The following is a 12439-nucleotide window of genomic DNA, read 5'->3' as shown; positions in this document are numbered from 1 at the left end:
GGGAGACTCCGTGGCTGTCCGCGTACTGCTGGTCGACGATCAGCCGCTGCTGCGCACCGGGTTCCGGATGATCCTGGAGGCGGAGCAGGACATCGCCGTCGTCGGTGAGGCCGGCGACGGACTCCAGGCGCTGGATCAGGTACGGGCGTTGCAGCCGGACGTGGTGCTGATGGACATCCGCATGCCGCGGATGGACGGCGTCGAGGCGACCCGGCGCATCACCGGCCCGGCCAAGGACGGTCCGGCGAAGGTGCTGGTGCTGACCACCTTCGACCTGGACGAGTACGTGGTGGAGGCGCTGCGCGCCGGAGCCAGCGGCTTCCTGCTCAAGGACGCGCCGGCGGTCGAGCTGGTGCAGGCGATCCGAGTGGTGGCCGCGGGCGAGGCGATGCTGGCGCCCAGCATCACCCGCCGGCTGCTGGACAAGTACGCGGGCAAGCTGCCCTCGGGCGAGGAGCCCGTGCCGGACACGCTCCACCAGTTGACGGACCGTGAGGTGGAGGTGCTGAAGCTGGTGGCGCGGGGTCTGTCGAACTCGGAGATCGCAGCCGACCTGTTCGTCAGCGAGACGACGGTCAAGACGCACGTGGGGCACGTGCTGACCAAGCTGGGGCTGCGCGACCGTGTCCAGGCCGCCGTGTACGCCTACGAGAGCGGCCTGGTCCGTCCCGGGGCGTAGAGCACACGGGTGGTGTGGCCTCGGCGGGCGGCGGCGACGGGGCCCGGCGGGCGTGGCCTGCCGACGTCTCAGCCGGGCCGTGGTGCGGCCCGGCTGACGGCCGGTCAGCTCTGCGGGCCGCTACGCGTTGCGGCCCAGCTCCCACAGCTGTAGGACGGACGAGGAGTTGAGCGCCCACTCGACGCCCGTGATGCCGTCACGCACGGCGATGAACTGCTTGCCCTGCCACAGCGGCAGCACGGGCACCTCCTCGGCGACGATGTCCTGCGCGCGGGCGAATCCGCTCTCGGTGCGGACCCGGTTGGTGTCGCGCCGCGTCCGCGGTATCAGCTCGTCCCGGATCTCGGTGTTGGTGTAGGAGCTGCCCAGGAAGTTGTTCTTCTCGAAGAAGGGGGCTATGTAGTTGTCCGCGTCGGGGAAGTCGGGGAACCAGCCGTAGCCGTAGACCTCGTACTCCCCCTTCAGGGCGGCGTTGCGGTATCTGGACCACGGCACGCCGCGGACGTCGACGTCGAACAGTTCGCTGTCGTTGAGCTGGTCCTTGAGGTTCTTGAACTCCCTGGCGGTGACGGAGCCGTAGTGGTCCGTGGTGTAGGTGAGTTCGATCTCCACCGGCGTGCTCACCTCCGCCTCGCGCAGGATGTCGTCCGCCGCGCCGGTGTCGGGCTCGCCGTATTCGTTGAAGAAGGAGTTGCGGTGGCCGGGGACGCCTGAGGGCACCAGGGAGTAGAGCGGTTCCGCCGTACGCGAGTAGACGTCCCGCACCAGGGACTTGCGGTCGATGACCTCGGCCATGGCCCGTCTGACGGCCTCCTCGCCCACAGTTTCGTTGTCCGTGTTGAAGACGAGGTAGCGGATCTCCTGACCCGGCTGCTCCACGAGGTCGACGCTGTCGTCGGGGACCGATTCGAGCCGCTCGACCTGATCGGGGGAGATCGTGCGGTTCATCACGTCTATCTCGCCGGAGCGCAGCGCCTTCTCCATGGCGGCGGAGTCGGGGAAGAAACGCATCTCGATCTTGTCGTTGTTGACCTTCAGCCTGCCCTTGTAGTCCGGGTTGCGGCTGAGGAACGCCCTGCCCTTCTCGGAGTCGAGTTCGTCGAGGAGGTAGGGCCCCGAGCCGGTCACGTCGAAGCCCTTGATGAAGCCGTCCCCGGGATAGGTCTCGCTGTCGATGATCGAGGCGGCGGGGGTGGCGAGCTTGAACGGGAACGTGGCGTCCGGTTTGCGGAGCCGGAAGACGATCGTACGGTCGTCGGTGGCCCGTACCTTCTCGATGCCGCTGAGGAGCGACACCGGACCGTTGGCGTAGTTGATGCCCAGTATCCGGCTCACCGAGAACTCCACGTCCTGGGCGTCCAGCTCGTGGCCGTTGGAGAAGGTGAGCCCTTCGCGCAGGGTGCAGCGGTACTGCTCGTTCCGCTCGTCGGTGAAGCCGCACCACTCGGCGGCGTCCGTGACGGGACGCGAACCGGAGCGGGGCATGCGCAGCAGCGTCTGGAAGGTGTTGCGCATGACGTTCCAGGCGCTGACGTCGTACGAGGCGGCCGGGTCGAAGGGCGCGGGCGTGTCCTTGGTGACGGCGAAGGAATCCGTCGTTCCGACGACGATGCCGGGCTCGTCACCGATGTCTCCCCCGCAGGCGGCCAGCAGGGAGGCGAGCAGAGCGGCTGTCGCGGACAGCGCGGTGGTCTTGCGGATCATGGGCGGGGGTCCTCTCGGCCGGCCGGCGTCGTCACGGGGCGAGCGGCCGGGGCTGCGACACCGACGGTCTGCCGGAGACGATCGCGAACCGGACATCCTGACGCAGGACTTGAGACTTGATCAGGATCACCTCCCATCCGTTGCACGGGCAGCGCACAAGACCGCCCGCCAGGGGACCAATACGGACACAGCGGCACTTGCGTCGCACTTCAGGGGCACTGCGGCACACTGAACGGCGGTGCCGACGCGGAGTGCGCGTTAGATGTCACTGTGCCCTTCGCGATGCGTCAAGAGGGCCTGTCGCCTGCCGGTGGCCGACGGATGCGGTGCTCGGGGGAAACCCCCTAGTGAGCCACCATGACGAGGGAACGCAGGAAGGCCAGATTCACTTCTTCGAGTGACTTGACGACCGTACGTCCCTCGGCGGCCTCGATCGGCGTGACGGAGGGAACCGCCACCACCTGGCACCCGGCGGCCTCGGCCGACGTCACCCCCGTCACCGTGTCCTCCACCACCGCGCAGCGTGCCGGATCGGCGCCCAGCCGGGCGGCGGCCCTCAGGTAAGGGTCCGGGTGCGGCTTGGTACGCGAGAGCTCGTCCCCGGCGACGGTGTGGGCGAAGTTCTCCCGGCCCAGGGAGACCAGCATCTCGTCCACCACACGGCGGTGCGAGGCCGAGACCAGAGCGGCGGGCACGCCGTGCGCGGACAGCTCGGTCAGCAGACGGCGGGCGCCCGGCATCAGCGGCACGCCGCGCCGCAGCCGCTCGACGAACTTGGTGTTGAGCAGCACGGTCAGCTCCTCCACCGTGATGTCCGCCCCTGTCGCCTCGATGAGGAAGCCGGCACTGCGCGTCATGGGACCGCCCACCACGACCTCACGCCACTCGTCCTTGAGTACGTGACCGAGCTCCGCGAAAGCCTCACTCTCGGCGTCCCACCAGAAACCCTCCGTGTCGACCAGGGTGCCGTCCATGTCCAGGAGCACCGCCTGCAGCGACGAGCCTTCGGCCGTAAGAGTGCCGGGAGCGGGGATGGAGCTGGTCATCCGCGAACACCTCCGTGAGGGACGACAAGGCCGGCCGACCGCTCGGCGGAGCGGACGACCGGCCTGTACCGGATCGGTCATTCTACGTGGCTTCTGCCGGACCCGTTATCGGGCGTTGAAGTACTTGGCCTCCGGATGGTGGATGACGATCGCGTCCGTGGACTGCTCCGGGTGGAGCTGGAACTCCTCGGACAGCTCCACACCGATCCGCTCCGGCTTCAGCAGATCGGCGATCTTCGCCCGGTCCTCCAGGTTCGGGCAGGCGCCGTAGCCCAGGGAGAAGCGGGCACCGCGGTACTGCAGGTCGAACATGTCGGTGATGGCGGACGGGTCCTCCCCCGAGAAGCCCAGCTCGGAGCGGACACGGGCGTGCCAGTACTCCGCGAGGGCCTCGGCGAGCTGGACGGACAGGCCGTGCAGCTCCAGATAGTCCCGGTAGGCGTCGGAGGCGAAGAGCTCGGCCGTCGCCTCGCCGATCTTCGAGCCGACGGTGACGACCTGCAGGCCGACCACGTCCCGCTCACCGGACTCCTCCGGACGGAAGAAGTCCGCGAGGCACAGGCGCCTGCCGCGGCGCTGGCGGGGGAAGGTGAAGCGGGTGCGCTCGCTGCCGTCCTCGTGCAGCAGGATCAGGTCGTCGCCCTTGGAGACGCAGGGGTAGTAGCCGTAGACGACGGCCGCTTCCAGCAGGTTGTCGGTGTGCAGCTTCTCCAGCCATCCGCGCAGCCGGGGCCGCCCCTCCGTATCGGCCAGTTCCTCGTAGCTGGGCCCGTCGCCCTTGCGGGACTCCTTCAGACCCCACTGGCCCTTGAAGAGCGCGCCCTCATCGATCCAGGACGCGTAGTCCTTGAGGCCGATGCCCTTGACCACGCGGCTCTCCCAGAACGGCGGGGAGGGCACGGGGTTGTCCGTGGAGACGTCCGAGCGCACCGAGCCGTCGTTGACCTCCGCCTCCGGCACCTCGCCGGCCGCCGAGGCGGGGCGCTTGGGCACGCGGCGCTGCTTCAGCTCGGGCAACTGGGCCCCGGGGACACCGCGTTTGACGCCGATGAGGGCGTCCATCAGGCGCAGCCCCTCGAAGGCGTCACGGGCGTAGCGGACCTCGCCCTCGTAGATCTCGTGCAGGTCCTGCTCGACGTACGCGCGGGTCAGGGCGGCACCGCCGAGGATGACGGGGAAGTCTCCGGCCATCTTGCGCTGGTTGAGCTCCTCCAGGTTCTCCTTCATGATCACCGTGGACTTCACCAGCAGGCCGGACATGCCGATGACGTCGGCCTTGTTCTCCTCCGCCGCCTCCAGGATCGCGCCCACGGGCTGCTTGATGCCCAGGTTGACCACGGTGTAGCCGTTGTTGGAGAGGATGATGTCGACGAGGTTCTTGCCGATGTCGTGCACATCGCCGCGCACGGTGGCCAGCACGATCGTGCCCTTGCCCTCGTCGTCCTCGTTCTTCTCCATGTGCGGTTCCAGATGGGCGACCGCGGTCTTCATCACCTCGGCGGACTGCAGCACGAACGGCAGCTGCATCTGCCCCGAGCCGAAGAGTTCACCGACGACCTTCATGCCTTCCAGCAGTGTGTCGTTGACGATGTCGAGCGCCGGACGGTCCACCAGGGCCTCGTCCAAGTCCTCTTCCAGACCCTTGCGTTCGCCGTCGATGACGCGCCTTTGCAGCCGCTCGTCCAGCGGCAGCGCGGCCAGCTCCTCGGCCTTGCCGGCCTTCATCGCCTTGGTGTCGACGCCCTCGAAGAGTTCCAGCAGGTGCTGCAGCGGGTCGTAGCCCTCGCGGCGCCGGTCGTAGATCAGGTCCAGGGCGGTGGTGACCTGTTCCTCCTCCAGCCGGGCGATGGGGAGGATCTTGCTCGCGTGCACGATGGCCGAGTCCAGGCCCGCCTTGACGCACTCGTTGAGGAAGACGGAGTTGAGGACGAGCCGCGCGGCCGGATTGAGGCCGAAGGAGATGTTGGACAGGCCCAGCGTGGTCTGCACGTCCGGGTGGCGCCGCTTGAGCTCGCGGATGGCCTCGATGGTGTTGATGCCGTCCTTGCGGGACTCCTCCTGGCCCGTGCAGATCGTGAAGGTCAGGCAGTCGATGAGGATGCTGGACTCGTCGATGCCCCAGTTGGTGGTGAGGTCCTCGATGATCCGTTCGGCGATGGCGACCTTGTTCTCGGCCGTACGGGCCTGGCCCTCCTCGTCGATGGTCAGCGCCATCAGCGCCGCACCGTGCTCACGGGCGAGGGCGGCGACGCGGGCGAAGCGTGACTCGGGACCGTCGCCGTCCTCGTAGTTGACGGAGTTGATCACGGCGCGCCCGCCGAGCATCTCCAGCCCGGCCTGGAGCACGTCGACTTCGGTGGAGTCCAGGACGATGGGCAGGGTGGAGGACGTCGCGAAACGCCCGGCCAGCTCCCGCATGTCCGCGACGCCGTCCCGGCCGACGTAGTCCACGCACAGGTCGAGCATGTGGGCGCCCTCGCGGATCTGGTCCCGCGCCATCTCCACGCAGTCGTCCCAGCGGGCGTCGAGCATCGCCTCGCGGAACTTCTTCGAGCCGTTGGCGTTCGTGCGCTCGCCGATCGCCATGTACGAGGTGTCCTGGCGGAAGGGCACCATCTGGTAGAGGGACGCGGCGCCCGGCTCGGGCGTGGGCCGGCGCTCGGCCGGCTCGCTGCCGCGTACGCGCTCCACCAGCTGACGCAGATGCTCCGGAGTCGTACCGCAGCAGCCGCCGACCAGGGACAGGCCGTAGTCGCGTACGAAGCCCTCGTGGGCGTCGCACAGCTCCTCCGGCGTCAGCGGGTAGTGGGCTCCGTCCTTCCCGAGGACGGGCAGTCCCGCGTTGGGCATGCAGGAGATCGGGATGCGGGAGTGCTGCGCGAGGTGACGCAGGTGCTCGCTCATCTCGGCGGGGCCCGTCGCGCAGTTCAGGCCGATCATGTCGATGCCCAGCGGCTCCAGGGCCGTCAGCGCCGCGCCGATCTCCGAGCCCAGCAGCATCGTGCCGGTGGTCTCGACGGTCACGGAGCAGATCAGCGGCAGGTCGTGCGCTCCGGTGGCGTCCAGCGCCCTGCGGGCACCGACGATCGCCGACTTCGTCTGCAGGAGGTCCTGCGTGGTCTCCACGAGCAGCGCGTCGGCGCCGCCGGCGATCATGCCCTCCGCGTTCACCTGATAGGCGTCGCGCAGCGTCGCGTACGGTGCGTGGCCGAGCGTGGGCAGTTTCGTGCCGGGGCCCATCGAGCCCAGCACCCAGCGGGGGCGGCCGTCGGCCTCGAACTCGTCCGCGACGTCGCGGGCGATGCGCGTGCCCTTCTCGGAGAGTTCGAAGTTGCGCTCGGTGATGTCGTACTCGGCCAGCGCCGCGTGGTTGGCACCGAAGGTGTTGGTCTCGACGCAGTCGACGCCCGCCTCGAAGTACTCGGCGTGCACGGCGCGGATGATGTCGGGACGGGTGACGTTGAGGATCTCGTTGCAGCCTTCGAGCTGCTCGAAGTCGTCCAGGCTGGGGTCCTGCGCCTGGATCATCGTGCCCATCGCGCCGTCGGCGACGACTACGCGTTCGGTGAGCGCCTTGCGCAGGGCGGCTGCCCGCGGGAAGGCGGACGTGGGCGTACTGCTCGGCGAGGCCATGAAGGGTTCTCCCTAAGGGTGCGACGGCTGTCGGCTATGCGCGGTCCCGCTGTCCGGTGAGGACGGCGCACCTGATCAGGGTATCGGGCGAGCACAAGAGTGCGAGACGCACTCCGCACAGCGGGCCCTTCGGCCGCGCGTCCACCGCGCGTCCACCGCGCATCCGCCGCGCCGCCTGCGCCGGATTCCCGTACGGGGGACCGGGCTACCGCGCGCGCCAATCAAGCGATACCGTTCGGCATTGTCGAACCGTATTCAGAGCGGCTCAGGGAGAGCAGGTCACGGAGGTGCCCGATGGCCCGGACGATCCAGTCGCTCGAGCGCGCGGCGGCCGTGCTGCGGCTCCTGGCGGGCGGTGAGCGGCGGCTCGGCCTGTCCGACATCGCCTCCTCCATGGAGCTGCCCAAGGCCACGGCGCACGGGCTGCTGCGAACCCTCCAGCAGGAGGGCTTCGTGGAACAGGACGCGGCGACGGGCAAGTACCAGCTCGGCGCGGAGCTGCTGCGCCTGGGCACCAGCTACCTGGATGTGCACGAGCTGCGCTCCAGGGCCCTGGTCTGGGCGGACGACCTGGCGCGTTCCAGCGGCGAGAGCGTGTACCTGGGCGTTTTCCACAAGAAGGGCGTGCTGGTCGTGCACCACGTCTTCCGGCCGGACAACAGCCGTCAGGTGCTGGAGGTCGGGGCCATGCAGCCGCTGCACAGCACCGCCCTGGGCAAGGTGCTCTCCGCGTTCGACCCGGTCGCGCACAGCGAGGCGGTGGACGGGGAACGGCGGCGCTTCACGGAGCGCACGGTCACGGGTCTCGGTCACTTCGAGGAGCTGCTGGAGCTGACCCGGGCGCGCGGATGGGCGGCGGACGTGGAGGAGACCTGGGAGGGTCTCGCCTCGATCGCGGCACCGATCCACGACCGGCGCCGGATGCCGGTCGGCGCGGTGGGCGTGACGGGGGCCGTGGAGCGGGTCTGTGACGACGTGCCGGGGGCCGGTGCGGGGGGTGCCCCAGGGGCCTCCGCGACGGTCTCCGCGCCGGGAGCGGCGAACGGGCCGGGCGGGGCCGCGGCCGACGGGGAGCTGCGGCCTCTGCTGGTCGCGGCGGTGCGGGACTGCGCGCGCGCCATCTCCCGCGATCTGGGCGTCCGGAGGTTCTGAGACCACCCCGGCGCGAGCGGTCGGCACCGGCGGAACGGTCCGGCGTCAACGCCTCCAAGATCGACACATTCTGCGCACACACGTTCAACGAGTCCTGGGTCACACCCCTTGACGTGACCTCCACCAGGGAGAAAACTGCCATCGCGGCGGTCGGCATTGTCGAACACCGGACGAAGACCGGCCCGCCCTCCCCATCTGGACAAGACAAAGGAGTCGCGGGTGTCCAGCTCCGACATATTCTTCGGCGAAGTCATAGGTACCGCCCTGCTCATCCTGCTCGGCGGCGGCGTCTGCGCCGCCGTGACCTTCAAGCGCTCCAAGGCGTTCAACGCCGGGTGGCTCGCCATCACCTTCGGCTGGGGCTTCGGAGTCCTCACCGGTGGCTACGTGGCGGCCGGGGTCTCCGGCGCCCACCTCAACCCTGCGGTCACCCTCGGGCTGGCCATCGAGGGAACCACTCCGTGGAGCGACGTCCCGCTCTACTTCCTCTCCGAAATGCTCGGGGCGATGATCGGCGCCGCACTCATCTGGCTCGCCTACCACGGCCAGTTCCGCGCCGATCTCACCGAGCCGGAGATGGCCGAGCGCAAGGGTGAGAACCCCGGGCCGGTGCACGGTGTCTTCTTCACCTCCCCCGAGATCCGCAACCCCGTACAGAACCTGATGACCGAGGTCATCGGCACGTTCGTCCTCGTCATCGCGATCCTCACCCAGGGGATGACCGAGGGCGTCGGCCTCAGCGGCATCGGGGTGCTGCTGGTGGCCCTGGTCGTCGTGGGCATCGGCCTCTCGCTGGGTGGCCCCACGGGGTACGCCATCAACCCCGCCCGTGACCTGGGTCCGCGCATCGTGCACGCGCTGCTGCCCCTGCCGAACAAGGGCGGCTCCGACTGGTCCTACTCGTGGATTCCCGTCGTCGGCCCGCTGACCGGTGCCGCCATCGCCGCCGGCGTCTACCAGCTCGCCTTCGCCTGAAATCCGCCCGCAGGACCGGGCCCCGGGCCCGCAGCCCTCACCCACGAACACCTTGGAGCAGGACATGAGCGACACCGAAAGCACCACAGGCACCTCCTCGCACGGCGCGGGCCCCTTCATCGCCGCCATCGACCAGGGCACCACCTCCAGCCGCTGCATCGTCTTCGACCGGGACGGACGCATCGTCTCGGTCGACCAGAAGGAACACGAGCAGATCTTCCCCAAGCCCGGCTGGGTCGAGCACGACGCGGCCGAGATCTGGACGAACGTCCAGCAGGTCGTCACGGGCGCCCTGGAGCAGGCCGGGATCACCAAGTCCGACGTCAAGGCGCTCGGCATCACCAACCAGCGTGAGACGACGCTGCTGTGGGACAAGGCGACCGGTGAGCCGGTGCACAACGCGCTGGTCTGGCAGGACACCCGCACCGACGCGCTCTGCCGCGAACTGGGCCGCAACGTCGGCCAGGACCGCTTCCGCCGCGAGACGGGCCTGCCGCTGGCGTCCTACTTCGCCGGACCGAAGATCCGCTGGCTGCTCGACAACGTCGAGGGCCTGCGCGAGCGCGCCGAGCGCGGCGAACTCCTCTTCGGCACCATGGACTCCTGGGTCATCTGGAACCTCACCGGCGGTCCGGACGGCGGCCGGCACGTCACCGACGTGACCAACGCCTCCCGCACGATGCTGATGAACCTGCGCACCATGAGCTGGGACGCGAAGATCTGCGAGTCCATGGGCGTCCCCATGGAGCTGCTGCCCGAGATCCGCTCCTCCGCCGAGGTCTACGGAGAGGCGACCGGCTCCCTCGCGGGCGTACCGGTGGCCTCCGCCCTGGGCGACCAGCAGGCGGCCCTGTTCGGCCAGACGTGCTTCTCCGAGGGCGAGGCCAAGTCCACCTACGGCACGGGCACGTTCCTGCTGCTCAACACCGGCGAGGAGGCCGTCAACTCCTACAACGGGCTGCTGACGACGGTCGGTTACCGCATCGGCGACCAGCCCGCCGTCTACGCCCTGGAGGGCGCCATCGCCGTCACCGGTTCGCTGGTGCAGTGGATGCGCGACCAGATGGGGCTGATCAACTCCGCGGCCGAGATCGAGACGCTCGCCAGCTCCGTCGACGACAACGGCGGCGCCTACTTCGTGCCCGCCTTCTCCGGTCTGTTCGCGCCGTACTGGCGCTCCGACGCGCGCGGTGTGATCGCCGGACTCACCCGGTACGTGACCAAGGCGCACATCGCACGTGCCGTCCTGGAGGCCACCGCCTGGCAGACCCGCGAGATCGTCGACGCGATGCAGAAGGACTCCGGTGTCGAGCTGACCGCGCTGAAGGTCGACGGCGGCATGACGTCCAACAACCTGCTGATGCAGACCATGTCGGACTTCCTGGACGCACCCGTGGTGCGCCCGATGGTCGCCGAGACCACCTGCCTGGGCGCGGCGTACGCGGCAGGGCTCGCCGTCGGGTTCTGGTCCGACACGGAGGAGCTGCGCGCCAACTGGAAGCGGGCGGCCGAGTGGACGCCCGGCATGGACGCGGCCCGTCGGGACCGCGAGTACAAGAGCTGGCTCAAGGCCGTCCAGGCGACCATGGGCTGGATCGAAGAGGAGAACTGACGAAGATGAACACCCTGCAGAGCGTCCCCGCCCTCGGGACGCACCCGGCTGCCGGCGGCAATCCGAGCCGCGCCGAGACCAGGGACCTGCTCGCCCACGCGACGTACGACCTCCTCGTGATCGGCGGCGGAATCCTCGGCACCTCGGTGGCCTGGCACGCCGCGCAGTCGGGGCTGCGGGTGGCGATGGTGGACGCCGGCGACTTCGCCGGCGCCACCTCCTCCGCCTCCTCCAAGCTCGTGCACGGCGGTCTGCGCTATCTGCAGACCGGCGCGGTGAGGCTGGTGGCGGAGAACCACCACGAGCGGCGGGTGCTGGCCAAGGACGTGGCACCGCACCTGGTCAATCCGCTCAAGTTCTACCTGCCCGTCTACAAGGGCGGTCCGCACGGCGCGTCGAAGCTGGGCGCGGGGGTGTTCGCCTACAGCGCGCTCTCCGCGTTCGGCGACGGCGTGGGGCGTCTGGTCACCCCCTCCCGTGCCGCGGCGGACAACCCCGGGCTGCGCACGGACAGGCTGAAGGCCGTCGCGGTCTACGGCGACCACCAGATGAACGACTCCCGCATGGCCGTGATGACGGTCCGCGCGGCCGTCGACTCCGGTGCCGTGGTGCTCAACCACGCCGCGGTGACGGGCCTGCGCCGCACGTGCGGCCGCGTGACCGGAGCGGAGCTGCGCGACCGCCTGGACGGCAGCGAGTTCGGGGTGGACGCCCGCCTCGTGCTCAACGCCACCGGCCCGTGGGTCGACACGCTGCGCAGGATGGAGGACCCGGGCGCCGCGCCCAGCGTCCGTCTCTCCAAGGGCGCCCATCTGGTGCTCAGGCGCAGGGCGCCCTGGCGTGCGGCGATGGCCACGCCCATCGACAAGTACCGCATCACCTTCGCCCTGCCCTGGGAGGACCAGCTCCTGCTGGGCACCACCGACGAGGCGTACGAGGGCGACCCCGCGGATGTCAGGGCGACCGAGGCGGACATCCGGCAGATCCTGGACGAGGCCGCGTACTCCGTGCGTGACGAGCACCTCTCCCGCGATCTGATCAGCTACGCCTTCGCCGGACTGCGGGTGCTGCCCGGCGGCCCCGGCGGTGTGACGGCGGCCAAGCGGGAGACAGTCGTCAGCGAGGGCATCGGCGGGATGCTGTCGGTCGCGGGCGGCAAGTGGACGACGTACCGGCACATCGGCCGGGCCGTGATGGACAAACTGGCGAAGCTGCCCGGCGGTTCACTGGCACAGGACATGGAGCCGGTGGGAGAGCTGGTACGGCGCACGCCGCTGCCCGGCATCTCCAACCCCAACGCGGTCGCGCACCGGCTGCTGGTGGACCGGGAGCGCGAACCGGGCCCGCGGATGGACCCGCTGACCGCGCGTCAGCTCGCCACCCACTACGGCTCGCTCTCCTTCGACATCGCGCGGCTCGTCAACGAGGACCCGTCGCTGGGCGAGCGCATCCACCCGGACGGGCCGGAGATCTGGGCGCAGGTCGTCTACGCACGCGACCACGAGTGGGCCGCGACCGCCGAGGACGTGCTGCGGCGGCGCACCACGCTGACCATCCGCGGTCTGGACACCGGCGAGGTGCGCGAGCGGGTCGGGAAACTGCTGGCGGACCGCCGGGGCTGAGACCCCCGCGCGTGCC

At 69.7% G+C, this 12439-nt stretch carries 7 protein-coding genes and 2 pseudogenes; 6 read left to right on the top strand and 3 right to left on the bottom strand.

Going from position 1 to position 12439, the window contains the following annotated elements; all coding sequences use genetic code 11:
- Positions 1-10 precede the first annotated feature (10 nt).
- Positions 11-679: a response regulator transcription factor gene (locus H343_RS0112950; RefSeq protein WP_028431501.1), complete on the top strand. Its 669-nt coding sequence runs from the start codon at positions 11-13 to the stop codon at positions 677-679.
- A 120-nt stretch (positions 680-799) separates the two neighbouring features.
- Here the strand turns inward: H343_RS0112950 and H343_RS0112945 are convergent, their stop codons facing one another.
- The 3 genes from H343_RS0112945 to metH form a co-directional block, all read right to left on the bottom strand.
- Positions 800-2383 (bottom strand): ABC transporter substrate-binding protein, encoded by a 1584-nt coding sequence (locus tag H343_RS0112945; protein ID WP_028431500.1) that lies wholly within the window; start codon positions 2381-2383, stop codon positions 800-802.
- A gap of 344 nt (positions 2384-2727) precedes the next feature.
- On the bottom strand, positions 2728-3429 hold the full coding sequence (locus H343_RS0112940; protein WP_028431499.1) for an HAD family hydrolase: 702 nt from the start codon (positions 3427-3429) through the stop codon (positions 2728-2730).
- Between the two features lie 105 nt (positions 3430-3534).
- Entirely contained in the window at positions 3535-7062 is a 3528-nt protein-coding gene (gene metH, locus H343_RS0112935; RefSeq protein ID WP_028431498.1) for a methionine synthase, read from the bottom strand.
- A gap of 294 nt (positions 7063-7356) precedes the next feature.
- Here metH and H343_RS0112930 point away from each other — a divergent pair.
- From H343_RS0112930 to H343_RS0112915, 5 genes and pseudogenes are all read left to right on the top strand, one after another.
- A pseudogene (locus H343_RS0112930) lies at positions 7357-8028 on the top strand (IclR family transcriptional regulator); the annotation flags it as partial.
- A gap of 96 nt (positions 8029-8124) precedes the next feature.
- Positions 8125-8214: pseudogene (locus H343_RS35910) on the top strand (IclR family transcriptional regulator); the annotation flags it as partial.
- 219 nt (positions 8215-8433) lie between these two features.
- Positions 8434-9189 (top strand): MIP/aquaporin family protein, encoded by a 756-nt coding sequence (locus H343_RS0112925; RefSeq protein WP_028431496.1) that lies wholly within the window; start codon positions 8434-8436, stop codon positions 9187-9189.
- A 64-nt stretch (positions 9190-9253) separates the two neighbouring features.
- Positions 9254-10801 carry a glycerol kinase GlpK gene (gene glpK / locus H343_RS0112920; RefSeq protein ID WP_028431495.1) on the top strand — a complete coding sequence of 516 codons (1548 nt, stop codon included), beginning with the start codon at positions 9254-9256 and terminating at the stop codon, positions 10799-10801.
- A 5-nt stretch (positions 10802-10806) separates the two neighbouring features.
- A complete protein-coding gene (locus H343_RS0112915) occupies positions 10807-12423 on the top strand; it encodes a glycerol-3-phosphate dehydrogenase/oxidase (protein WP_028431494.1) in 1617 nt (538 codons plus the stop codon).
- Positions 12424-12439 lie beyond the last annotated feature (16 nt).

The organism is Streptomyces sp. TAA204, from assembly GCF_000424965.1.
This window is presented reverse-complemented; position numbering and strand designations above follow the sequence as displayed.

Excerpts from the sequence above, each read along its gene's own strand:
- H343_RS0112945 (WP_028431500.1), bottom strand. The coding sequence starts at position 2,383 with ATGATCCGCAAGACCACCGCGCTGTCCGCGACAGCCGCTCTGCTCGCC.
- H343_RS0112940 (WP_028431499.1), bottom strand. The coding sequence starts at position 3,429 with ATGACCAGCTCCATCCCCGCTCCCGGCACTCTTACGGCCGAAGGCTCG.
- metH (WP_028431498.1), bottom strand. The coding sequence starts at position 7,062 with ATGGCCTCGCCGAGCAGTACGCCCACGTCCGCCTTCCCGCGGGCAGCC.
- glpK (WP_028431495.1), top strand. The coding sequence starts at position 9,254 with ATGAGCGACACCGAAAGCACCACAGGCACCTCCTCGCACGGCGCGGGC.
- H343_RS0112915 (WP_028431494.1), top strand. The coding sequence starts at position 10,807 with ATGAACACCCTGCAGAGCGTCCCCGCCCTCGGGACGCACCCGGCTGCC.